General features: G+C 33.5%; 19 protein-coding genes. 11 read left to right on the plus strand and 8 right to left on the minus strand.

Annotated elements, in window-relative coordinates:
* The first annotated feature begins 25 nt into the window (after positions 1-25).
* Entirely contained in the window at positions 26-1,369 is a 1,344-nt protein-coding gene (gene mtaB, locus ACIQ2L_RS04910; protein WP_396156989.1) for a tRNA (N(6)-L-threonylcarbamoyladenosine(37)-C(2))-methylthiotransferase MtaB, read from the plus strand.
* A 34-nt stretch (positions 1,370-1,403) separates the two neighbouring features.
* Here the strand turns inward: mtaB and ACIQ2L_RS04915 are convergent, their stop codons facing one another.
* Positions 1,404-1,745 carry a hypothetical protein gene (locus ACIQ2L_RS04915; RefSeq protein WP_396156991.1) on the minus strand — a complete coding sequence of 114 codons (342 nt, stop codon included), beginning with the start codon at positions 1,743-1,745 and terminating at the stop codon, positions 1,404-1,406.
* Positions 1,746-1,815: 70 nt separating this feature from the next.
* Positions 1,816-2,127, minus strand: coding sequence for a GNAT family N-acetyltransferase (locus tag ACIQ2L_RS04920; RefSeq protein WP_396156993.1), 312 nt, complete (start codon positions 2,125-2,127; stop codon positions 1,816-1,818).
* Positions 2,128-2,195: 68 nt separating this feature from the next.
* On the opposite strand from ACIQ2L_RS04920, the gene ACIQ2L_RS04925 reads away from it, so the two are divergent.
* Both ACIQ2L_RS04925 and ACIQ2L_RS04930 read left to right on the plus strand, forming a co-directional pair.
* A complete protein-coding gene (locus ACIQ2L_RS04925; protein ID WP_396156994.1) occupies positions 2,196-2,867 on the plus strand; it encodes an alpha/beta hydrolase in 672 nt (223 codons plus the stop codon).
* A 39-nt stretch (positions 2,868-2,906) separates the two neighbouring features.
* Complete coding sequence (locus tag ACIQ2L_RS04930; protein ID WP_396156995.1) at positions 2,907-3,791, plus strand: lytic transglycosylase domain-containing protein; 885 nt, start codon at positions 2,907-2,909, stop codon at positions 3,789-3,791.
* A 103-nt stretch (positions 3,792-3,894) separates the two neighbouring features.
* Here the strand turns inward: ACIQ2L_RS04930 and ACIQ2L_RS04935 are convergent, their stop codons facing one another.
* Entirely contained in the window at positions 3,895-4,410 is a 516-nt protein-coding gene (locus ACIQ2L_RS04935) for a DUF2892 domain-containing protein (RefSeq protein WP_396156996.1), read from the minus strand.
* Positions 4,411-4,566: 156 nt separating this feature from the next.
* Here ACIQ2L_RS04935 and rpmH point away from each other — a divergent pair, with 156 nt between their 5' ends.
* Both rpmH and carB read left to right on the plus strand, forming a co-directional pair.
* Positions 4,567-4,728, plus strand: coding sequence for a 50S ribosomal protein L34 (rpmH, locus tag ACIQ2L_RS04940; protein ID WP_022828464.1), 162 nt, complete (start codon positions 4,567-4,569; stop codon positions 4,726-4,728).
* A gap of 164 nt (positions 4,729-4,892) precedes the next feature.
* Positions 4,893-7,745 (plus strand): carbamoyl-phosphate synthase large subunit, encoded by a 2,853-nt coding sequence (gene carB / locus ACIQ2L_RS04945; RefSeq protein WP_396156997.1) that lies wholly within the window; start codon positions 4,893-4,895, stop codon positions 7,743-7,745.
* A 33-nt stretch (positions 7,746-7,778) separates the two neighbouring features.
* Here the strand turns inward: carB and ACIQ2L_RS04950 are convergent, their stop codons facing one another.
* Both ACIQ2L_RS04950 and htpG read right to left on the minus strand, forming a co-directional pair.
* Positions 7,779-8,180, minus strand: coding sequence for a DUF2721 domain-containing protein (locus ACIQ2L_RS04950; protein WP_396156998.1), 402 nt, complete (start codon positions 8,178-8,180; stop codon positions 7,779-7,781).
* 167 nt (positions 8,181-8,347) lie between these two features.
* On the minus strand, positions 8,348-10,234 hold the full coding sequence (gene htpG / locus ACIQ2L_RS04955; protein ID WP_396156999.1) for a molecular chaperone HtpG: 1,887 nt from the start codon (positions 10,232-10,234) through the stop codon (positions 8,348-8,350).
* A 208-nt stretch (positions 10,235-10,442) separates the two neighbouring features.
* Here htpG and ACIQ2L_RS04960 point away from each other — a divergent pair, with 208 nt between their 5' ends.
* From ACIQ2L_RS04960 to ACIQ2L_RS04980, 5 genes are all read left to right on the plus strand, one after another.
* Positions 10,443-10,913 (plus strand): hypothetical protein, encoded by a 471-nt coding sequence (locus tag ACIQ2L_RS04960; RefSeq protein WP_396157000.1) that lies wholly within the window; start codon positions 10,443-10,445, stop codon positions 10,911-10,913.
* Between the two features lie 13 nt (positions 10,914-10,926).
* Positions 10,927-11,622 (plus strand): OmpA family protein, encoded by a 696-nt coding sequence (locus tag ACIQ2L_RS04965; RefSeq protein WP_396157013.1) that lies wholly within the window; start codon positions 10,927-10,929, stop codon positions 11,620-11,622.
* Positions 11,623-11,766: 144 nt separating this feature from the next.
* Complete coding sequence (locus ACIQ2L_RS04970; RefSeq protein ID WP_396157001.1) at positions 11,767-12,435, plus strand: TetR family transcriptional regulator C-terminal domain-containing protein; 669 nt, start codon at positions 11,767-11,769, stop codon at positions 12,433-12,435.
* Positions 12,436-12,438: 3 nt separating this feature from the next.
* Positions 12,439-13,749 carry an ABC1 kinase family protein gene (locus ACIQ2L_RS04975; protein WP_396157002.1) on the plus strand — a complete coding sequence of 437 codons (1,311 nt, stop codon included), beginning with the start codon at positions 12,439-12,441 and terminating at the stop codon, positions 13,747-13,749.
* A 220-nt stretch (positions 13,750-13,969) separates the two neighbouring features.
* Positions 13,970-14,893, plus strand: a complete 924-nt coding sequence (locus tag ACIQ2L_RS04980; protein WP_396157003.1) for an ABC transporter ATP-binding protein — start codon at positions 13,970-13,972, stop codon at positions 14,891-14,893.
* 55 nt (positions 14,894-14,948) lie between these two features.
* On the opposite strand, the gene ACIQ2L_RS04985 is transcribed toward ACIQ2L_RS04980, so the two are convergent.
* A complete protein-coding gene (locus ACIQ2L_RS04985; protein ID WP_396157004.1) occupies positions 14,949-17,369 on the minus strand; it encodes a prolyl oligopeptidase family serine peptidase in 2,421 nt (806 codons plus the stop codon).
* Positions 17,370-17,507: 138 nt separating this feature from the next.
* On the opposite strand from ACIQ2L_RS04985, the gene ACIQ2L_RS04990 reads away from it, so the two are divergent.
* The gene (locus ACIQ2L_RS04990) at positions 17,508-18,512 is read left to right on the plus strand and encodes a 3-oxoacyl-ACP synthase III family protein (protein WP_396157005.1); all 1,005 of its coding nucleotides are present in this window, start codon (positions 17,508-17,510) and stop codon (positions 18,510-18,512) included.
* Between the two features lie 58 nt (positions 18,513-18,570).
* Here ACIQ2L_RS04990 and ACIQ2L_RS04995 read toward each other — a convergent pair whose 3' ends face one another.
* Both ACIQ2L_RS04995 and ACIQ2L_RS05000 read right to left on the minus strand, forming a co-directional pair.
* Entirely contained in the window at positions 18,571-23,184 is a 4,614-nt protein-coding gene (locus ACIQ2L_RS04995) for a choice-of-anchor L domain-containing protein (protein WP_396157006.1), read from the minus strand.
* Between the two features lie 369 nt (positions 23,185-23,553).
* The coding region (locus ACIQ2L_RS05000) for a T9SS type B sorting domain-containing protein (RefSeq protein ID WP_396157014.1) at positions 23,554-23,676 on the minus strand (123 nt) is incomplete at its 5' end.

Below are 23,676 nucleotides of genomic sequence, written 5' to 3' on the forward strand. Positions count from 1 at the left end.
CCGATTTTAGTAATTGAGCAAACTTATGGAACAAATAAAGAAAGTAGCATTCTACACTTTGGGATGTAAATTAAATTTCTCCGAAACGTCTACTATAGCAAGGAATTTTCAAAACGAAGGATTTGACAGAGTTGACTTTGAAGAAGTAGCCGATATCTATGTCATCAATACTTGTTCGGTTACCGAAAATGCCGATAAACAATTCAAACAAGTAGTAAAAAAAGCCATGAAGCTCAACGATAAAGCGTTCGTTGCTGCAGTGGGTTGTTATGCACAATTAAAACCAGAAGAATTAGCGGCTGTTGATGGTGTTGATTTGGTTTTGGGTGCGACTGAAAAATTTAAAATTACCGATTATATCAACGACCTGTCTAAAAATGATTTTGGTGAAGTGCATTCTTGCGAGATTGCCGAAGCTGATTTTTATGTAGGCAGTTACTCCATAGGCGATCGAACACGAGCTTTTTTAAAAGTACAGGATGGTTGTGATTATAAATGTACGTATTGTACCATTCCTTTGGCACGTGGGATTTCCAGAAGTGATGCTTTGGAAAATGTCTTGAAAAATGCTGCCGAAATTTCTCAGCAAGGAATTAAAGAAATCGTTTTAACTGGGGTGAATATTGGCGATTATGGCAAAGGTGAATTTGGGAATAAAAAACACGAACATACTTTTCTAGATTTAGTAAAAGCTTTAGACGAAGTGGAAGGAATTGAGCGTTTACGAATTTCTTCCATAGAACCAAATTTACTCAAAAACGAAACCATCGAATTTGTATCTCAAAGCAGAACATTTGTGCCACATTTTCATATTCCATTACAAAGTGGGAGCAACGAAATTCTTGGTAAAATGAAAAGACGCTATCAACGAGAAGTGTATACCGAACGTGTAAATAAAATTCGTGAAGTAATGCCACACGCCTGTATTGGTGTCGATGTGATTGTTGGGTTTCCAGGCGAAACTGATCAACATTTTTTGGAAACCTATCATTTTTTAAATGAAATGGATATTTCTTATTTGCACGTTTTTACTTATTCCGAAAGGGATAATACCGAAGCTGCTGCAATGTCTGATGTTGTTCCTATGAATGTGCGTAATAAAAGGAGTAAAATGCTACGTGGATTATCCGTTAAAAAACGTCGTGCTTTTTATGAAAGTCAAATAGGAACTAACAAAACAGTATTGTTTGAAAGCGAAAATAAGGAAGGATACATTCATGGCTTTACCGAAAATTATGTAAAAGTAAAAACACCTTGGAATCCTGAATTAGTCAATACGTTACACGAAATCAATTTGACCAAAATTGATGAAGATGGGTGTGTGAGGTTAAAATTCCAAAACGAAAAATCCCAAATTCCAACTGTGTAGACTTAGAATTTGGAATTTAAAAAAATCGGATTTTCTAATACTTATAATGAAACCGAATCTTAGTAATCCTAAAAACAGTTTCACCATATTGTTCAATAAACTCAAATTTATTTCTTCCTTTTTGTTGAAAATCAATAATTCGATCAGCCGAAATCTCATAGTAAGTGCCTTTGCCTTCTAACATAAATTTTTCGCCATTTTTTCTGTATGCCGAACGAACTAAATTAAATTCAGATAAGTTCCAAGCTGTTAAATTGGCATCCAATTTGTCCAATTCAGAAAATAATCCTTGAGTTACTTCTGTTTTACTACCATAATATTTATCAATCTTTTCAAAGAAATCAATGATTCCCTGTCGTAATGCTTCTGTATCCATATGCTAAATATAAAAAAAATTCCAAACTCATTTTGGAATTTGGAATTTCTATGTTGGATTTTTCTAAAACTTATATTTTAATTCCTGGAGGAAGTAAATCTCTATAACAAATGTTTTTTCTAAAAAATAGGGCAATTTTAGGTAAAATGGGAACTACTTTTAATTTTCTTTCGTAAGCAATTTCCATAATGTTTTTCAACAAATCATTGATAAATTCATCATTATCAAATCCATCAAAAACATTAATTCGGGTTAAGAAAATCTTCTTCTCTTGAAAAGAATACTCTACCGAAATTAATTTTCCATCTACTAAAGTTTCAAACTGACGAGCAAAAGTGTTGTCTTTAATCTCGATTTTTTCTAAAAATGCGGTTGCTTCCATGTGATTATAAACAAAAAGGATTATTTTTAGGCAAAGTTACTAATAATTAACCGTTTTTGAGTTAAATTATGTCTAAAATTCATGTTTATTTTATGCCGGGAATGGCAGCAAGTTCTTCTATTTTTGAGCGAATTCAGCTGCCTTCCGATACTTTTGAAATGCATTTGTTAGAATGGTTATTGCCTGAAAAAGAGGAAACTATAGAACATTACGCACAACGAATAGCAAAAAACATTACCCATGATAATATTATTTTAGTTGGAGTATCCTTTGGTGGTATTTTAGTACAGGAAATGAAACCCTTTGTCAAGACAAGAAAAGTGATCATTATTTCTAGTGTTAAATCTAATTTGGAATATCCAAAGCGTTTTATAATTGCAAAAACTACCAAAGCGTATAAACTCATTCCAACTAAACTCCTTGAAAATATTGAAAGTTTAGCAAAGTTTACCTTTGGATCTTCTAGTATAAAACAAAGAGTGAAATTATATGAAAAATTTTTAGCTGTTCGAGATAAAGTTTATTTGGATTGGGCAATCGAGCAAATTATCAATTGGAAACGAACAGTAGCTGATCTAGAAATTATTCATATTCATGGTGATGCTGATGAAGTTTTTCCAATCAAAAACATAAAAAAATGCATTGCTGTTAAAGGCGGAACACATATTATGATTCTATCAAAATATCGTTGGATTAGTGATAATCTCCCTAAAATTATGTTAGATAGTTATCAAAATTGAACTGATTTCTGTAGTTTTACGAAACAAAAAATTAATACAATGAAAACGAATAAAGCCCTATTATCGATTTTTGGAGTAGTTTTAATATCAGGAATTCTAATTTTTAGTATCTCTGGAGATAACAAAGCAAAAGTACTGCGAGAAGGCACTCCAATGTATTTTCCAACGGCTGTTGATTTAGCCGGAGAACCTGCTCCGCTTCAAATAAATGACGTGAGAGAACGATTGGATAGAGAATTACTCATCAATGCCAATTTGGATGCTACTACAGTTTTAATTATTCGAAGAGCCAATCGTGTTTTTCCTGTTATTGAACCAATCCTCCAGCAATATGGAGTGCCTGATGATTTTAAATATTTAGCCGTAATAGAAAGCGCTCTGGTTAATGCAACATCGTCTTCTGGCGCCAAAGGTGTTTGGCAGTTTATGCCTGATACTGCAAGAGAAAAGGGAATGGAAGTTAATGATCTTGTTGATGAACGCTACCATCTTGAAAAATCTACCGAAGCGGCGTGTCAATATCTTTTAGCTGCAAAAGCAAAATTTGGATCATGGACAATGGCTGCTGCTTCCTATAATGGTGGAATGAGCGGTTTGAGTAAAAAAATCGACGAACAAAAAGTTTCCGATTATTATGACTTAGGTTTGACAGAAGAAACTTCTCGATATGTCTTCCGAATTTTGGCACTTAAAGAAATAATGAAACAACCAGCTTTATATGGGTTTAGTATTTATCCAACCGAATTGTATCCTCCAATTCCAACCAAAAATGTTGAAGTTGACAGTACTATAAACAGTTTAACTAGCTTTGCTCAGTCTCAAGGAATCAACTATAAAGTTCTTAAAATTCACAATCCTTGGTTACGCGACAAAAAACTTTTGAATCCGAGTAAGAAAAAATACGAAATTAAAATTCCAATTTAAAGTGTTCATTGTTCAGTATTTAGTTGGCAGTGATTCCCAAAATAAAAAAACGTCCTGAAATCTGTTTTTTTTATACATTATACTGATTACTAATTACTGAACACTAAATCTTCTTCATTTGCTCCTTCATCATTTTAATCTGATCATTAAGCATATTTTGTTTGTCCAACTTTTTTGCTTCGTTTAATAAAGCGGTAGCTTCCATTTTACGTCTTCTCGACATTGCGATTCCAGCAAGATTCAATTTAGCAACCGCCAAATCCATATCCATACTCAACCCTAATTCAATTGCTTTTTTGAAGAATTTCTCTGATTGATGCAAATTCGTTTGCGACAGCATCAATCCGTGAAGATAATTATAATAGCCTTGTTGCTTTCTAACCAATGCCGTTTCCGGATTTTTAATTTTATCCAACCATACTTTTGCGCCAGCAAAATCTTGTTTTCTGAGTTTTAAGAAAGCTAAGAGGATGTATTCGTTTTTAAAATATAAAAACTGCGGAATAAATGATAGTAGTATTAAAAAGATGCCATTTCCAATGTTGCTTTCCGTAAATTGCCATATAGCGACACCAAAAATGAACACAGCTAGTATAAGTTTGATATTTTTGTGAAACATAATTATTATTTTTTATGATCGCAAAGGTAATAAAAGGATTTGAAAATATTTTTATAAAACTACTTGCCAGAAAAAAAAAGGTTTGTATATTTGCACTCGGTTTTAAAAGAGCCACATCATATAGAAATTAATACAAGATTTTAAAGATATAAAGCAATGAGTAAAAGAACGTTTCAGCCATCGAAAAGAAAGAGAAGAAATAAACACGGATTTATGGACAGAATGGAATCTGCGAACGGAAGAAAAGTTCTAGCACGTCGTAGAGCTAAAGGAAGACATAAATTGACAGTTTCTTGTGAACCAAGACACAAAAAATAATGATTAGCAAATAATCAATTTAAAGCCGTTACTTTTATTAGTAGCGGCTTTTTTTTCAACTTGTTTATAAATTTTGATAAGTTTCAATAACAAGTTTTAAACATTAGAAACAAACGAATTAATTTTGACAAACAACATATAATACAAAACAACAACACACTACAATGCCAAAAGACAACTCTATTAAATCGGTTTTAATTATAGGCTCAGGTCCAATCGTAATTGGTCAGGCATGCGAATTCGATTATGCCGGTTCACAATCGGCACGTTCCATCCGTGAAGAAGGAATTGAAGTTATCCTAATCAACTCCAATCCCGCAACCATCATGACCGACCCAAGTATGGCGGATCACATTTACCTATTGCCATTAACCACAAAATCAATCATTCAAATCCTAAAAGAACATCCTCAAATTGATGCCGTTTTGCCAACCATGGGCGGACAAACAGCCTTAAACCTATGTTTAGAGGCGGACGAAAAAGGAATTTGGAAAGATTTTGGAGTAAAACTAATTGGTGTTGATATCAATGCCATCAATATTACCGAAGACAGAGAACAATTCAAACAATTACTTAAAAAAATAGAAATACCATCAGCACCTGCCGAAATTTGTACTTCTTTCCTTCGTGGAAAAGAAATTGCTCAAGAATTTGGGTTTCCACTAGTTATTCGTCCGTCATTTACATTGGGCGGAACGGGAGCCGCTTTTGTTCATAACAAGGAAGAATTTGATGAAAAACTAACTTACGGTTTAGAAATGTCTCCCATACATGAAGTATTGATTGATAAGGCATTGATTGGTTGGAAAGAATACGAATTAGAATTGCTTCGCGATAAAAACGACAACGTAGTTATCATCTGCTCTATCGAAAATATGGATCCAATGGGAATTCATACCGGGGACTCTATCACAGTGGCACCAGCCATGACTTTATCGGACACTACTTTTCAAAAAATGCGTGACATGGCCATTTTGATGATGCGCAGTATTGGCAATTTTGCCGGAGGTTGTAACGTTCAATTTGCTGTTTCACCTGATGAAAAAGAAGATATTGTGGCGATAGAAATTAACCCGAGAGTTTCTCGTTCCTCAGCATTGGCTTCAAAAGCTACAGGTTATCCTATTGCGAAAGTGGCTTCAAAATTAGCTTTAGGATATCATCTTGATGAATTACCCAATCAAATTACAAAACTTACTTCAGCTTTATTTGAACCTACTTTGGATTATGTTATCGTGAAAATTCCACGTTGGAACTTCGACAAATTTGAAGGTGCTGATAGGACTTTGGGATTGCAAATGAAATCGGTTGGTGAAGTTATGGGAATTGGTCGTTCGTTTCAGGAAGCCTTACACAAAGCCACACAATCGTTAGAAATTAAAAGAAACGGATTAGGAGCCGACGGAAAAGGTTACAAAAACTACGAGCAAATCATAGAAAAACTAACTTACGCCAGTTGGGATAGAGTTTTTGTAATTTATGATGCTATTGCCATGGGAATTCCATTAAGCAGAATCCACGAAATCACTAAAATCGATATGTGGTTTTTGAAACAATACGAAGAATTATACACGATTGAAAAACAGATATCCAAATACGATATCACCAATCTTCCAAAGGAATTATTGCTCGAAGCCAAACAAAAAGGCTATGGCGACCGTCAAATAGCACATATGTTGGGTTGTTTAGAAAGTCAAGTTTATAAATTGCGTGATGAAATGAATATCAAGCGTGTGTATAAATTAGTTGATACTTGCGCTGCTGAATTTAAAGCATTGACTCCCTATTATTATTCCACTTTTGAAGCTGAAGTTGAAACTGCTAGCGGAGAACGATATGTTCATAATGAAAGTATAGTTACTCCAAAAAAGAAAGTAGTTGTTCTTGGTTCAGGGCCTAATAGAATTGGACAAGGAATTGAATTTGATTATTCTTGTGTTCACGGTGTTTTAGCTGCGAAAGAATGTGGCTATGAAACCATTATGATTAACTGTAATCCCGAGACGGTTTCCACCGATTTTGATACCGCCGATAAATTGTATTTTGAGCCAGTTTTTTGGGAACATATTTATGATATCATTCGACACGAAAATCCCGAAGGTGTAATTGTACAATTGGGTGGGCAAACTGCCCTGAAATTGGCTGAGAAACTATCAAAGTATGGTATAAAAATTTTAGGAACTACTTTTGATGCACTAGATTTAGCCGAAGATAGAGGACGTTTTTCTGAATTGTTGACCGAATTAAAAATACCATTTCCAAAATTTGGAATTGCCGAAAATGCGGATCAAGCATCTGCATTGGCAGATGTTTTAGATTTTCCTTTATTGGTTCGTCCTTCTTATGTTCTGGGTGGACAAGGGATGAAAATTGTAATCAACAAACAAGAACTAGAAGAACATGTTATCGATTTACTTAAAAATATTCCAGGCAATAAATTGCTATTAGATAATTATCTTGATGGTGCTATTGAGGCAGAAGCCGATGCAATCTGTGATGGAGAAAACGTCTACATCATTGGTATAATGGAACACATCGAACCCTGCGGAATTCATTCGGGAGATTCTAATGCAACTTTGCCACCATTTAATTTGGGTGAATTCGTGATGCAGCAAATTAAAGATCATACCAAAAAGATAGCATTAGCATTAAGAACCGTTGGATTAATCAATATTCAATTTGCGATAAAAGATGATATCGTTTACATTATTGAGGCCAATCCAAGAGCGTCTAGAACAGTACCTTTTATTGCCAAAGCGTATGGCGAACCGTATGTGAATTATGCCACTAAAGTAATGTTGGGCGTGAATAAAGTAACCGATTTTAAATTCAATCCCCAATTAAAAGGATATGCCATTAAACAACCGGTTTTCTCGTTTAGTAAATTCAAAGATGTAAATAAAGCGCTTGGACCCGAAATGAAATCTACAGGTGAAAGCATTTTGTTTATTGATGATTTGAAGGATGATCAGTTTTATGAATTGTATTCGAGACGTAAGATGTATTTAAGTAAATAAATAGAAATCCCGAGAAATCGGGATTTTTAATTTTTAATTAGTTTTCTCATCAATTAAATCACTCAAATGCAGACGAAGTGCTGTGACTGAAATACTGATTTCCCAAAAGGAAATACCTAAAGAAGCTAGTAAACAAAGCAGACTTCCGGCAAAGAGATAAATTCCCAAAGTTTGTTGTTCTAAAAATAAACACAGCATCGCAAACACCGAAAGAAATAAGCACAACACACCAAAAAGTTGCATGTATCTAATGAGTGATAATCGTAAGTTGAGGTTTTTGATTTGCAGCAAAATGCTTTTAGTTTGATTCTCATCATAATTTTTTTTCAAACTGCGAACGATTTGAGCAATCGTTAGAAAGCGGTTGGTATAGGCAAGCAAAATCAATGATGTTGCTGAGAAAAGTAGTGCTGGGGTTTCGATGTGTAAGGTCATATTATTAAAATTTATAGTCGTCAAATGTCAGACTGACTAGTCGAAGTCATTAAAATTAGTAAGTAATAATTGTTTTCTTTAAATCACGAAGGTCGTGAAATAATTGCAATAAAAAACCTGCAAGTTTTCACCCGCAGGTCTTAATACTTAATACTATTATCTTAATACTATTTTATCAACTCAAAACTACGCTTCACAAAAGCCGTCAACTCTTCGCCTTTCAATAAACCTTGAGAAATCTTGGCTAAGTCTAATGCTTGTTTTACCAAGCTTTCCTGAGCTGATTTGTCGGATGTATTTAAGATTGTTGTAGCTAAATCAGAGTTGGTGTTTACTACCAAATTATACATTTCCGGGAAATTGCCCATGCCGAACATTCCGCCGCCGCCAGTTTGACTCATTTCTTTCATTCGTCGCATGAATTCTGGTTGTGTGATGATGAATGGTGCTGCTGAGCTGTCCATTGGTTCTAGTTGTACTGAGTAACTTGTTTTTGGCACAATCTCTTCTAAAACGGTTTTCAATTGGGTTGATTCGTCTTCTGACAATTTAGAAATTTGCGTGTCTTCTTTCTGAATAAGTTTATCAATATGATCAGAATCGACACGAACAAATGTTAGGTTCTCATTATCTGATTCTAATTTCTGAATTAAATGTGAAACGATAGGCGAATCTAACAACAACACTTCATATCCTTTTTCTTTAGCAATTTCGATATAACCGTGTTGCGCATCTTTGTTCGAGGCATATAATACGACCAGTTTTCCGTTTTTATCGGTTTGGTTTGCTGTTATAGCTTCTTTCAATTCTGCTAAAGTATAATACTTGTCATCAACAGATGGATACAATACAAAGTCAGCTGATTTTTCATAGAATTTTGGTTCAGATAACATTCCATATTCCAATACGATTTTGATATCGTTCCACTTTTGTTCAAAGTCTTCTCGGTTTTCTGTGAATAACGATTTCAATTTATCAGCTACTTTACGAGTAATGTAATTCGATATTTTTTTCACATTACTATCCGCCTGTAAGCCTGAACGGGAAACGTTTAACGGAATATCTGGAGAGTCAATAACACCTTTTAACATACCCAAAAACTCAGGCACAATTCCTTCTACGTTGTCCGTAACAAAGACCTGGTTTTGGTACATTTGGATTTTATCTTTTTGCAGTTGCAAATCGGCCGACATTTTCGGGAAATATAAAATTCCGGTTAAATTAAACGGATAATCTACATTCAAATGAATATTGAATAACGGTTCTTCAAATTGCATTGGATACAATTCACGATAGAAGTTTTTATAATCTTCATCGGTCAAATCAACTGGTTGTTTGGTCCAAGCTGGATTTGGATTGTTGATAATATTATCTATATCAATGTATTCTGTTTTGTAATCCTCAGGAGCATCATCGGGTTTAGGAAGTGCTTCTTTTTTAGTGCCAAATTTAATTGGAATCGGCATGAATTTATTATACTTAGTCAACAATTCACGAATTTTAAAATCTTCTAAAAATTCTAAAGAATCTTCCGCAATGTGAAGGATGATTTCGGTTCCTCTTTCAGTTTTATCAGATGGAACTAAAGTGAATTCCGGACTTCCGTCGCATGTCCAATGTGCCGCAGGTTCGTCTTTGTATGATTTTGTGATAATTTCAACTTTAGAAGCTACCATAAAAGCAGAATAAAATCCGAGGCCAAAGTGACCGATGATTCCAGAATCTTTAGCAGAGTCTTTATATTTTTCTAAAAATTCTTCAGCACCCGAAAAAGCAATTTGGTTGATGTATTTTTCAACTTCTTCAGCAGTCATTCCCAATCCTTGGTCAATGATGTGAAGCTTTTTGCCCTCTTTGTCAATTTTGATTTCGATGATTGGGTTGCCATATTCTACTTTAGCATCGCCAATGCTGGTTAAGTGTTTCAATTTTAATGTTGCATCAGTTGCATTCGAGACCAATTCACGCAAGAAAATTTCGTGGTCATTGTATAAAAACTTCTTGATTAATGGAAAGATGTTTTCTACGGATACATTAATTTTTCCTGTTGTCATATTTTATATTTTTTAGACCTGCTGTTAGGCAGACGGGTTAAACAATTTGAATTCTCAGTATACAAAAGTAAGACCAATTGTAGTTTCACTGACAAATTGACGTAGGAACAATTCTAAAGTAATTCTGTAACAATGCTGTAAAATAATATAAAAACCCAAAATGAAAATCGATGTATATTTGCATTATAAATTATATAAATTATTGAGCATGAAAAAAATTATTTTGTTAGGAGTATTTTCTCTTTTGATTTTCTCTTGCAAATCAAATTCTGCTACTACAACCAAGTTAGATTCTAAATCACAAGTTGATCTCAAAGGAAATTGGACCATCGCCTCGGTTACTTATCCCGGTTCTGATGTAATAAAAGTTACTTCATTTGATTTGGCAGATTCCAAATGTTTTGTTGGGAGTTCTTGGAAACTTATTTCAAACAACAATAAAGGTAACTTTACTTTGACTTCGGTGAATTGCGCCGCTTACAGCACACCAATTACATGGTTTCTTAATAAAGAAGGTCAATTTGTAATGAAAATTTTGGATGAATCTAAGTCAACAAAAATTAAGTCAGGTTATGTATTAAGAGTTGCCAATTCAACGGATAATTCATTCCAATTAATTGACAAAATTGATGTGGCTGGAAAAATGACAGAGGTAGTTTATCAGTTTAATAGAAACTAAAATTTAGATAATGATGAGAAATATTAAAGTTATAGCGTTAGCAAGCATTTTCCTTACAGGAAACCTTTTCACAGGTTGTGAGTCAGTAAAGAACACCAATAAAACGCAACGTGGTGCAACAATCGGTGCTGTTGGTGGCGCGATATTAGGTGGTGTTTTAGGAAATAATTTAGGTAAAGGCGGTAATGGTGCTATGGGTGCAGTTCTTGGTGGTGTAATTGGTGGCGTTGCAGGTGGTGTAATTGGAAATAAAATGGACAAACAAGCTCGTGAAATTGAAACTGCTTTGCCTGGTGCTCAAGTAGAAAGAGTTGGAGAAGGAATTAAATTAGTTCTTGGAGAGAATGCGGTCCGTTTTGATACCAGTAAGTCAACATTAACGGCTACTGCCAAAGCAAATTTAGATAAACTAGTTCCAGTTTTTAATCAATATCCAGATACTAACATTCAAATTTTTGGTTATACAGATAGTACTGGTTCTGCGGAATTTAATTTAAAATTATCAGATCAAAGAGCTACTTCTGTTGAAAAATATTTAGAGTCTAAGGGTTTGAATATGTCGCGTTTTAAAATGGTTGGTATGGGAATCGCTGATCCTATAGCATCTAATGACACGCCAGAAGGAAGAAGTCAAAACCGACGTGTTGAGTTTGCCATTACTGCAAATGAAAAAATGGTTCAAGATGCCCAAAAAGAAGCCGGAAAATAAATTATAAGACACAATACAAAAGCAAAAAGCTGTCGTTATAGGCAGCTTTTTTTATGCAACTTAAACTTTAACAAAACTTTTTGTTTAATAATTATTAAAAATAATTGAACAATATGTATTTTTACACCGTCTAAAATTACTCATATGGCTACCACAAAAAAGGCTTCTACAAATAAAGAGATACTGGATGATAATAAAATCATTTCATTATATATGAATAGTGTTCTACAAGATAATCAAGAACCCAAGAATGTTTATGTTTTTTGTAAAAACAACAACCTAAGCGAAACCGATTTTTATTCTTTTTACGGTTCATTCGATTCTTTGAAACAAGATATTTGGGTAAAGTTCTTTGAGAATGCAGTAAAAACAATTGAAAAGGATAAAGAATACAACAGTTATTCGGATAAAGATAAATTACTTACGTTATTTTTCACTTTTTTTGAAATACTAACATTAAACAGAACGTATGTTTTATTTTCATTAAAAGAAAATAAGGCAGGTTTGAAAAATCTAAAATATCTGAAGCATTTTAGAAATCGCTTTAAGGATTTTATTGTAGATATTATTAGATTGGGTGCTACTTCTGGAAATGAAAAATTTCTGCAGGTCAGTGAACCTGTTTTTTCAGAAGGCGCATGGATACAGTTTTTATTTTTGTTAAAATTTTGGATAGAAGATACTTCTAAAAGTTTCGAGAAAACAGATGTGCTAATTGAGAAATCAGTAAATACGGTAGTTGGATTGCTAGATACAAAACAACTAGAAAATTTATTTGATTTGGGTAAATTCCTTTGGAAGGAAAGAAATTAGTAAATGAAAACACTAGATAAAATTCCAACAGGAAAAATTGAACGAGCAAGTCAGTTGGTTAAAACTGGTTTTAAGGTTGGAGGAAACTATGTAGCCTATTATGGTAAAAAAATGGTCAATCCTACTTTGAACCGGGATAAATTGAATGAAAATAATGCCGAAGATATCTACGATGGTTTAAAGAATTTAAAAGGAAGCGCTTTGAAAGTGGCTCAGATGTTGAGCATGGATAAAAGCATTATGCCGCAAGCCTATGTTGAGAAATTTTCACTTTCTCAATTTTCGGTTCCGCCGTTATCAGCGCCATTAGTTAGAAAAACATTTAAAAAATATTTAGGAAAATTTCCAGAAGAAATATACGATTCCTTCACCCCAGATGCTATGAATGCTGCAAGTATCGGTCAGGTACATAAAGCAACCAAAGATGGGGAAAAATTTGCTGTGAAAATCCAATATCCTGGAGTGGCGGAAAGTATTAGTTCAGATTTAGCCTTGGTTAAACCATTTGCAACGCGAATGTTTAATATTAAAGGTAAAGATTCGGATAAATATTTTAAGGAAGTTGAAAATAAATTATTGGAAGAAACCGATTATTTATTGGAGTTAAAACAAAGTATTGAAATTTCAGAATGGTGTGGTGAAATTCAAAATTTACGATTTCCAAAATACTATCCCGAATTGTCCTCTGAGAAAATTTTGACTATGGAATGGATAGATGGAGAGCATTTATCTGAGTTCACTTCACATAATGAAGACAGGTCAAAAGGTGATAAAATTGGCCAAGCGATGTGGGATTTCTATATGTATCAAATGCATCATTTAAAACAAGTTCATGCCGATCCGCATCCTGGTAATTTTTTGATTGATAAAGACGGTATTTTAGTAGCTATAGATTTTGGTTGCATCAAGCATGTTCCAAACGAGTTTTATGTTCCTTATTTTGAATTGGCAAAACCAGAAATAATTAATAATCCAAAATTATTCAATGCTAAATTGTATGAATTGGAAATCTTGAGATTAGATGATACAAAAGAAGAAGTAGTGTACTTCACAAAGATTTTTTACGATTTATTGAGTTTGTTTACTAAACCATTTCATGAAGACTTTTTTGATTTTTCTGATGAAGTTTTTTTTGGGAAAATAGCACAAATGGGGGAAGATTTTGCAAAAGATACACAATTAAGAAAAATGAATGGGAATAGAGGTTCAAAGCACTTTTTATACATCAATAGAACTTTTTTCGGTTTGTATAATTTGTTACACGATTTAAAAGCCAGAATCGATACGAAGTCATTCGAAAAATATATTTCATAAGGAAATAAACGTTGTTTATTGTTTAGGTTGAAAAGAACGGTTCTCCTCTTTAAGTTTCGTTCTTTTTTTAATTACAATTATAAACCAATCGGTTCCGTCAAATTAGACCTAATGTTCTAAAACCAATACCTAAATTATTACTAGAAGTTCCATTAAAAGCTAAAGAAATATATTTTTTAATTCAATTCAAAATCCTCAATTTTGCCTATCAATTTTTACAATGTTAAAAGTTAAAAATATTTCATTTTCTTATCAGGAAAAAACCACACTCAGTTCACTTTCTTTTAAATTGGGCAAAGGTAAAAACCTAGCTATTATTGGAGAAAGCGGCTGTGGTAAAAGCACCTTATTAAAGCTTATTTACGGCTTGTATGATTTAGATGAAGGGCAGATTTTTTGGAAAGATACAGAAGTATTGGGACCTAAATTTCAGCTCATTCCAGGAATGGATTTCATGAAATATTTAGCACAAGATTTTGATTTAATGCCTTTTATTTCGGTTTCTGAAAATATAGGTAAATATCTTTCAAATGTTTATCCTGAAAAGAAAAAAAAGCGAATTTTAGAACTTTTGGAAATAGTAGAAATGACAGATTATGCCAATGTAAAGGCAAAAAACTTAAGTGGTGGACAAATGCAACGTATTGCTTTAGCTAGAGTTTTAGCGCTCGAACCCGAAGTATTACTGTTAGATGAACCGTTTAGTCATATTGATAATTTCAGAAAAAATAGCCTGCGGAGAAAGTTATTTGGCTACCTGAAGGAAAAACAAATCACTACAATTTTTGCTACACACGATAGTTCAGATGTTTTGTCTTTTGCAGATGAAGTTTTGGTTCTTAAAGATGGAAAAATTATTGCAGAAGGAAATCCAAAAGGCATCTACAATAAACCCAAAAACAGCTATATTGCCTCTCTTTTTGGAGATGTAAACGAAATAGAAATTGATGGTAGAACAGAACTTATTTATCCAAATCAATTGGTACTATGCGAAAAATCAATAGTAAAAGCTGAAGTTGTTAGATCTTATTTTTTGGGAAATCATTTTCTTATCGAAGCAAATTATAATGACAAAGCTATATTTTTTGAGAGTGAAAAAGAACTTGCAACTGGAACAATAATATATTTAAAAAAGAAACCCTAAATCATTTAACTTCAGGGTTTCTATTTTCTATTCTCTTTTTTCTATTTTCTTTATACTAGTTTTTCAAATATTTTTCCAAGAACTGATCTTGTTCCCACAACAAATGTAAAATGTTTTCTTTGGCAACATAACTGTGTGCTTCTTTTGGCAATAATACCAATCGAATCGGAGCTCCTAAATTTTTCAGGGCTTGGAAATATCGCTCAGATTGTAACGTAAATGTCCCTGGATTATTATCAGCATCTCCGTGAACTAACAATAACGGCGTTTTCATTTTATCGGCATTCATAAACGGAGACATTTCGTTATAAATGCTTGGAACATCCCAATAATTTCTTTGCTCGCTTTGAAAACCGAAAGGTGTCAACGTTCTGTTATAAGCGCCACTTCGAGCAATACCACATGCAAATAGATTACAATGTGTTAATAAATTAGCCGTCATAAACGCACCATAAGAATGTCCGCCAATGGCAACTTTCTTTTTATTAATATAACCCAAATTATCCACAGCATCGATTGCCGCTGCAGCATCGTCAACCAATTGCATCATGAAGGTATCGTTTGGTTCTGTTGTTCCTTCACCAATAATTGGAAATGATGCATCGTCAAGAACGGCATAGCCTTTAGTTACCCAATATACAAACGAACCGTAATAAGGAAAGGTAAACTCATTTGGATTTTTATCATTTTGTCCTGCAGAGTTTTTATCCTTATATTCTGCTGGATAAGCCCAAATCAATAAAGGCAATTTCTCTGTTTTTTTAATTCTGTCATAACCATCAGGTAAATATAAGGTTCCCGATAAATCGACACCATCTTTACGTTTGTATTTAATGACTTCTTTATGTACATTTTTGATACTTTCAAACGGATTTTTGAAATTGGTGAGTTGTGTCAATTTCTTTGTTTTAAGACTTCTGAAATAATAGTTTGGGAATTCATTTTTAGATTGTATTTGAACCAAGACTTCTCCTTTTTTGAAATCTTCTATAGACAACAAATCTTCTTTTTTGTCTTTGAAAGCTGAAGTATAAAGACGTTTTGATTTTAAAGTGCCCAAATTATATTCATCTATAAACGGAAATTGTCCCTCTTTTGTAAAACCATTACCAATCAAATAAACATTATTGTTTTCAATAGCCAAAACATAACGGTTGTACTCATTTCTTTTAGTTTCAAAATTTCCTGGATCGGAATAGATATCTTGTGAATTTCTATCAGAAATAATTTTTGGTGCCTGATTTGGATTAGACGGATTGATTAAATAGGTTTTCGTATTTCGGGTATCATACCAATCATCTGATACGATTGCAATGTTTTCATTTCCCCAAATAACGCCATCAAAACGTTGTTGTGTTTTTAATAAAGAATTTGGCTCATTGGTAAATGGTGCATTCCATGAGAAAAGTTCATCTCTAAAATCTGCTTTTTTTGCCTGATCACCTTCATCAAGTGCCACAACATAAGCCAAAGTCGCTGGTTTGTCTGCTCTCCAGTTCATGCTTCTTTTTCCTTTTCTTACGGATGAAAAACCTTTTGGAATTACTTCGTTTAAAGGAACTTCATTTACTATTTTAACTTCTTTTCCAGGAGTATCTGTAGTATAAACGACAGTCTTTAGAGGAAAACGACTGTATGGAACAATATAAGAAAATGGTTTTTGTATGGTTGTTATCATTACAAAATTTCCATCTGGAGAAAAGCTTTCGCCTGCATACATATTGGCTTCTTTATAAAAATAAATATCTCCGTTAAGATTCACTTTATTTAGTTCGGAAGTCATTAAAGTCTCAAAATTAGTTTCATCAGTCTTATTTTTTAATAAGTCTGGATAGGTTCTATTTTGCGATTTAGAACCATCACTAGAAGATACAGTTGGCCCTTTTGGTAAATCTTTTTTGCTGTCAATTATGTTAGGACGATTTTTTGGTATCATTTTTAGCAATAACGTTTCATTGTCTTTCATCCAACTATAAGGACTTCCAAGATTAGCATTCAAATTAGCTTGGGTAAGTTTTTTTGCGGTTGCAGTGGTTACATCAATAACCCATAATTCTACTCCAATAGCAATTGTATTGGTGAAAGCAATTTTATTTTCATTAGGTGACCAGCTTACATATGCAATCTTAGGATTATCAGGTAAACCTTTGATTTGAGTTTCTGTTTTATCAGCAACTTTTCTAATTTTTAGATTCGAAATATAATTCATTGCACTGCCAATATTGGTAATTGGATTTATTCTCAAACCACCCAAACGTATTTCTTCTTGATTCAAATCTTCAAGTGATTTATATGTACTTCGATACGAGAAAAGCATATATTCTTTTTTTGAATCCATACTAACGCTTGGTGCTCTTTCATAGTCTGACAACGCCAAAATGGTTGCTGAAGGTTTTTGATAGCTGAGGTTTTCTTGAGCTACAGTTATCGTTGCTAAAAAGCAAAAAACGAACAATAGTAAAAAATGATTTTTCATTAGTTGAAGTATTGGTTTGTTGTATGTATAATAATTATAGTGTTGTGACAAATGTATTAAATCTTAAAATAAAATCGTTACCATTTAAAAATGTTTAATTTTGTCTAACAAATTTTGATAATTTAATAATTTACAGCTATGTTTCAATCCAAAATAACTGGTTTAGGATTTTATGTGCCAGATAATGTTGTTACCAATGATGATTTATCTAAAATAATGGACACTAATGATGAATGGATTCAAGAGAGAACTGGAATTCAAGAACGAAGACATATTATTAGAGGTGAAGACACCACAACATCTATGGGTGTTAAAGCAGCAAAAATTGCAATCGAACGATCTGCAATTTCTAATGACGATATTGATTTTATCGTTTTTGCAACAATTTCCCCCGATTATTATTTTCCAGGTCCTGGAGTTGAATTACAAAAAGAACTCGGATTGAAAACCATAGGTGCTTTAGACATTCGCAACCAATGTTCGGGTTTTATTTATGCTTTGTCTATAGCAGATCAATTTATCAAAACCGGAATGTATAAAAACATATTGGTTGTTGCTTCTGAAGTTCAGTCTTTGGGATTGGATATGACTACTCGGGGTCGAGGCGTTTCTGTGATTTTCGGAGATGGGGCAGGAGCCATTGTTTTAAGTAGAAGTGATGATGGTAGTGGAATTTTGTCTACACATCTTCATTCAGAAGGCGAACATGCTAAAGAATTAGCCGTTTTAGCACCGGGAATGGGAGGAAGATGGATAACTGATATTTTAGCAGATAATAATCCAGATGATGAAAGTTATTTCCCTTATATGAACGGACAATTTGTTTTTAAACATGCGGTAGTTCGTTTTAGTGAAGTAATTAATGAAGGTTTACTAGCTAATAATTTGCAAGTTTCAGATATTGATATGTTGATTCCGCATCAGGCCAATTTAAGAATTTCACAATTTATCCAAAAGAAATTCGGCTTGACTGATGATCAGGTTTTTAATAACATTCAAAAATACGGAAACACCACTGCAGCGTCTATTCCAATTGCATTGACCGAAGCTTGGGAACAAGGAAAAATAAAGAAAGGCGATACCGTTGTTTTAGCTGCTTTTGGTAGTGGATTTACTTGGGCCAGCGCTATAATAAAATGGTAATTAAAAAAGCCATCTCATTTTTCAAAGATGGCTTTTCTTAACATAGTAGGTATGTAGTTTATCGCTTCATAGCGAAATGGGCTCTAAATTCTTGTGCAACTTGTTTCTCATCGGTATAGGTAACGCTAAACCAATAATCATCGGATGGCATTTGTCTACCATTATACGTTCCATCCCAACCAGCGTTACTAGGTAATATCTGAGTAAGTATTTTGCCATATCGGTCATAGATAACAATTTTAGCAGTCGGTTGACCAGATAAATCTCTAATATTCCAAGTGTCATTATATCCATCATTATTTGGAGTGAAAAATTTAGGATAGTTTACCACTAATGCTTGAATAGTAGTGCTACCGCAACCATTTTTATCTCTAACAGTTATGGTATGAATACCTGATGAGACATTGTTAAAAACATTGCTGTCTTGAAATGGTCCATCATCTAATTGGTATTCAAAATTATTTCCTTGACCTGTCGCAGTAATAGTAATTGATTGATTGTCTCCAAAATCTTGACTTACTTCATAGGCTACAACAGCTGGTTCAGAAGGTGAAACAGTTACACTTATGGTTTCGGAGGGACAATTGGTTGCAATACTGGTTGCTACTAAAGTATACACTCCAGGCAAAATAGCTTGGTAATTAGCTGAAGTACTAACGGTATTTCCAGCTTCATCTTTCCAAATAAATGTATGAGCAGAAGGACTTAAGTTACTATACATTGTATATGGGTTCAACAAAGTCCCCGTTTCACTATCAATACAAATGATACCATCAATTGGAGTTGGTTCTGGAAGTTTATTCACAATTATTGTTATCGGTTTAATATCATAACAGTTTGGAGCTAATGAATTTCCTACTCTAACATAAATAGGAGTTACACTAGATGTAGTTACAGCATTGGTCTGGCTATCCGCATTTGCCATGCTTTCGTAATACGATATAGTAAATTCACTTCCAGTTTGAGCACCAAGCACAGTTGACGATAACGTTGCAAAATTGAATGGAGTAACCCCATCGTTAGTTCCATCTTCATCGCAAACAGTTCTCAAAGTTACTGGAACAGCATTTGCAATTGGAGTATCAATTATGGTCACTGTAAATGTACTTTCATCACTACATCCTGGTATAAAAGGAGATTGTGCAAAGATATAAACGGTCATCGAAGTGTTAATCACCGAACCTGCTGATAATTGAGTTCCGGTTCCATTAGGACCAGTATAAAATCTACCAATGTTTACAGTTGGTAAGGTATAATTTTCACAAATGGTTACGTTTGGTAAATTATCGACATTAAAAATAGTTACAGTAAAGCTTCTTTCACTACTACAATCAGGAGATGTGGCAGTATTTGCATAAACATATACAGTTTGATTAGTTGTTAAAATATCACCCGCATTTAATAAAGTTCCTGATGCATTAGAACCTGTATAATAGTTTCCAACAGCAAGCGCTGGTAGTGTATAAGAATTACAAGCGGAAACATTAGTTATTGGAGCAATAGCTGGCGTATTATTAATAATTACTGTAAACGAAGTCTCATCCACACAAGAGAAAGAGGTTCTAATAGTAGATTCTTTAAATATGTAAATAGTTTGACTTAATGTTATAGTTGCTCCAGCAGCTATTTCCATTCCAGTTCCTAAAGGCCCACCAGATTGAGTATAATATTTATTGTTTGTAGTTAATGCTGGCAGAGAATAACTATCACAAGCCGTTACGTTTTGTAAACTATCAGCAGTTGTGCTAAAGATGTTTATCTGGAAACTGTTTTGAACAGTACATGGTGGTGTCGTATTTGAAACCGCATATATATAGATCAATTGTGAAGAAGTTATCACTGTATTAGCTGGAATTAAAGTTCCAGTTCCGTTTGGACCTGTGTAATAATCACCCACAGTTAAGGGGGTTAAAACATATTGGTCGCAAATATCAATATCAGAACGAGAGTCAATAGCAGGTAACGGATTTATTGTAACTGTAAAACTAGATTGATTAAAACAAGTAGCATCCAATCTTTTGAAAATGTAAATAGTTTGAGAAGCAAGAATTACATCTCCTGCAAACATTGGAGTTCCAGTTCCATCAATACTAGAAAAATAATCTCCATTTGTTAATGAAGGTAGTGTATAAGTTTCACAAACAGAAACATCAGGTAAAGTATCAATAGAAGGTTGAGCAAATGTCAACGTAAAACTTAAATTATCGGTACAGTTGGTTCCTTCACCAGTCATTGGAGCGAAGATATAAATGATTGAATTATCATTAATTGTTGTACCAGCTGGAATCACTGTTCCCGTTCCACTTGGTCCAGTGTAATAGTTTCCAATTGGCAATGCTGGCAAGGAATATCCGTTACATTGGGAGATATCTGCAGGTTGCGCAATACCAATAACTACTTCAAAACTATCTTCAGCAGTACAAGGATTTGATCCACTGGTAGCAGCATAAACATATATCGTTTGACTAGTTGTAATAACAGCTCCGCTAGCTAATTGAGTTCCTGTACCGCCTGGCGCTGTGAAGTAATTCCCAACAGTTAATGAAGGTAAAGTGTAGGATGAACAATGAAAAACATCTGTTCGTGTGCCAACGTTTAAATTGTTTATTATAGTAATATTAAAGCTAGAATCTACTGTACAAATTGGTAAAGTTGTAGTTGTAAAATAGAAGTAAACTAACTGAGAAGTTGATATAACAGTTCCAAAAGGAATTAGAGTACCACTACCTGTTGGTCCACCTGGTTGTGTATAGTATTTCCCATTAGTTAATGGTGGTAAAGTATAACTACCACAATTTGTTACATCATCTGGTGTGAGTTCATCTTCATCAACTATGGTAACTTTAAATGAGCTATTAGCAGCACAAGTACCAGGGCCACCTGGTTGATTGAAAATATAAATTGTTTGTGTTTCAATAATTACATCTCCAGCAAACATTGGTGTTCCACCGCCTCCAATAGCTGTAAAATAATTACCATTTGTTAAAGGAGCTAATATGAATTGATCGCAAACCATAACATCTTGTAGTACATCTACAACGGGTAATGGCAATACTACTAAATTGAAACTTGTTGTGCTAAAACAAGCAGAATCGGTTGCGTTTTGTACTCTAACATAGATAGGTTGACCAGGTGAGTAACCAGATACAACAGGTTCTATTGCATTAATAGCATTACTCAAAGAAGTATAATAAGACACAGTATTTATAGCGATTGATTGTCCATTCAATATTGTTCCTGTTTGTTGTGTTAGATTGAATGCGGCGTTAAGAATTGGTGACTCAGAGCATTTAATAATATCTTGAGGCTGATATGCAATGGGAGCAGGTGATGTCAATAATTGAAATGATTTAATAATAAAACACTGATTATTTGGTGATTGAGTCCTTACGTACACAGTGACTCCGCTTGGACTAGTATACATTAAAGGCAAAGCATTTGTATTATTGTTAGCATCATTTTGATTTGCAAAATAACTAGTAGTTGTTCCTACAGGTAAACCTTGAGTCACAATAGGCGTATTTTGGTCTAAATTAAAAGTATATGTTGCTAATCCCATGTCACATTTATATAGTGTTATAGGATTTTGAGAAACTATTTCAGGATAATATTCAATCACAACGGAATCTGTTATTGGAGTACAAGAACCAATAAGATTTCTATAGGTAACAGAATAAGTGCCAGGTTGAGTTACCGTTATACTTGGACCAGTTTGGCCAGTAATAATACCATTTTCTCCAGATGACCAAACAAATGAATAGTTAGTAGCGCTTAAGCTTGTTGAAATTGTGTGGTTAGTTCCATAACACAAAGCTGAATTATTAGCAAAAGTTATGTCTGGACCTAAAACATCTTGACCAATATTAAAACTGTCAGATGATATAAAAATTGAAGAATCGGATTGTGGGTCAGCTCTGTCAGCAATTACTAACTTAATATGATAAGGCACGCCAGTTGTTAATACTGAAGCTGCTGTTAAGACTTTAGTTTGTCCATTAAAATTAGTAGCAGAATTCGCAGCACCAGAGCCGCCATTAAAATTTCCAAAATATTGTGGATTTACTGATGGACAAGATGAGTTGTATTGAAAATCTCTAATAGTAACCACAGAAATTGGCAAGTTTGTATTTGGAACTACCGCTAAGTTCGTAGTTACTCCTGTAGATAAATTAGTAAGCAAAAACGCAAACGCATCAGAATACAAACATTGAAAATTACCATATTCTTCTGAAGCAAAGATAAAATCAAAACTAAAGTTGGGAGAAATTGGTGTAAAGTCAAATTCTAAAACCGAAGCATTTTTTGATACCATATTAATTCCTGAGGCAGCCAGCGTTGCTTCTAGAGATGCATCTCCAGGCCATGCTGTTGATCCGTCATTAAGAATCGTAGTATTTGGACCGACTGAATTCATAGCATTTCCTGTACTCAAGACAACACCATTTTGCATAGGAAAGTTCGGATTTGTATTTTGGAAATATCCGATACCATTAGAGGAACCAAAATTGGTTCCAGTACTCCATGAAATATTTGTAGCTGATACACATGAGGAATTGATTAACACATTATTGACCAATTGTGGTACTGTGTAATTAGTTGAATTTACTGATATTGGCTGAGAGAAACTAAATAGGCTAAACAGGAAAGCAGTTAATAGTAGGATCTTTTTCATAATTAGTAGATTTTGACACAACAAATATTTATAAACTATCGTTTAAAAGCAAATAAAATCGATTAAAGTCATGATAATGTTAAAACATTAAGTATTATACTTACAAATAAATATTTTTTAATCTTTTTTACTATTTTTTATAAAGTTTGATTTGTTATTCAATCTCTTTTTTTGTTCATCTATGTTAACTTAAACGAAATTATCATTTGTTTAATGTTATACCTTTATCCTTAAACATTCTAGTTATAGAGAATTATTATCTTCTTTTTTTTAATTCCTATCGACTATTTAGCAGTTGAAAATTTTAAAATTAAAAAAGCCATCTCTTTTTTTTAGAGATGACTTTTCTTAACATAGTAGGTATTTAGTTTATCGCTTCATAGCGAAATGGGCTCTAAATTCTTGTGCAACTTGTTTCTCATCGGTATAGGTAACGCTAAACCAATAATCATCGGATGGCATTTGTCTACCATTATACGTTCCATCCCAACC

Origin of the sequence: Flavobacterium sp. (genome assembly GCF_044369455.1) — a bacterium.
Classification (GTDB): domain Bacteria; phylum Bacteroidota; class Bacteroidia; order Flavobacteriales; family Flavobacteriaceae; genus Flavobacterium.

Excerpts from the sequence above, each read along its gene's own strand:
- mtaB (WP_396156989.1), top strand. The coding sequence starts at position 26 with ATGGAACAAATAAAGAAAGTAGCATTCTACACTTTGGGATGTAAATTA.
- ACIQ2L_RS04915 (WP_396156991.1), bottom strand. The coding sequence starts at position 1,745 with ATGGATACAGAAGCATTACGACAGGGAATCATTGATTTCTTTGAAAAG.
- ACIQ2L_RS04920 (WP_396156993.1), bottom strand. The coding sequence starts at position 2,127 with ATGGAAGCAACCGCATTTTTAGAAAAAATCGAGATTAAAGACAACACT.
- ACIQ2L_RS04925 (WP_396156994.1), top strand. The coding sequence starts at position 2,196 with ATGTCTAAAATTCATGTTTATTTTATGCCGGGAATGGCAGCAAGTTCT.
- ACIQ2L_RS04930 (WP_396156995.1), top strand. The coding sequence starts at position 2,907 with ATGAAAACGAATAAAGCCCTATTATCGATTTTTGGAGTAGTTTTAATA.
- ACIQ2L_RS04935 (WP_396156996.1), bottom strand. The coding sequence starts at position 4,410 with ATGTTTCACAAAAATATCAAACTTATACTAGCTGTGTTCATTTTTGGT.
- rpmH (WP_022828464.1), top strand. The coding sequence starts at position 4,567 with ATGAGTAAAAGAACGTTTCAGCCATCGAAAAGAAAGAGAAGAAATAAA.
- carB (WP_396156997.1), top strand. The coding sequence starts at position 4,893 with ATGCCAAAAGACAACTCTATTAAATCGGTTTTAATTATAGGCTCAGGT.
- ACIQ2L_RS04950 (WP_396156998.1), bottom strand. The coding sequence starts at position 8,180 with ATGACCTTACACATCGAAACCCCAGCACTACTTTTCTCAGCAACATCA.
- htpG (WP_396156999.1), bottom strand. The coding sequence starts at position 10,234 with ATGACAACAGGAAAAATTAATGTATCCGTAGAAAACATCTTTCCATTA.
- ACIQ2L_RS04960 (WP_396157000.1), top strand. The coding sequence starts at position 10,443 with ATGAAAAAAATTATTTTGTTAGGAGTATTTTCTCTTTTGATTTTCTCT.
- ACIQ2L_RS04965 (WP_396157013.1), top strand. The coding sequence starts at position 10,927 with ATGAGAAATATTAAAGTTATAGCGTTAGCAAGCATTTTCCTTACAGGA.
- ACIQ2L_RS04970 (WP_396157001.1), top strand. The coding sequence starts at position 11,767 with ATGGCTACCACAAAAAAGGCTTCTACAAATAAAGAGATACTGGATGAT.
- ACIQ2L_RS04975 (WP_396157002.1), top strand. The coding sequence starts at position 12,439 with ATGAAAACACTAGATAAAATTCCAACAGGAAAAATTGAACGAGCAAGT.
- ACIQ2L_RS04980 (WP_396157003.1), top strand. The coding sequence starts at position 13,970 with ATGTTAAAAGTTAAAAATATTTCATTTTCTTATCAGGAAAAAACCACA.
- ACIQ2L_RS04985 (WP_396157004.1), bottom strand. The coding sequence starts at position 17,369 with ATGAAAAATCATTTTTTACTATTGTTCGTTTTTTGCTTTTTAGCAACG.
- ACIQ2L_RS04990 (WP_396157005.1), top strand. The coding sequence starts at position 17,508 with ATGTTTCAATCCAAAATAACTGGTTTAGGATTTTATGTGCCAGATAAT.
- ACIQ2L_RS04995 (WP_396157006.1), bottom strand. The coding sequence starts at position 23,184 with ATGAAAAAGATCCTACTATTAACTGCTTTCCTGTTTAGCCTATTTAGT.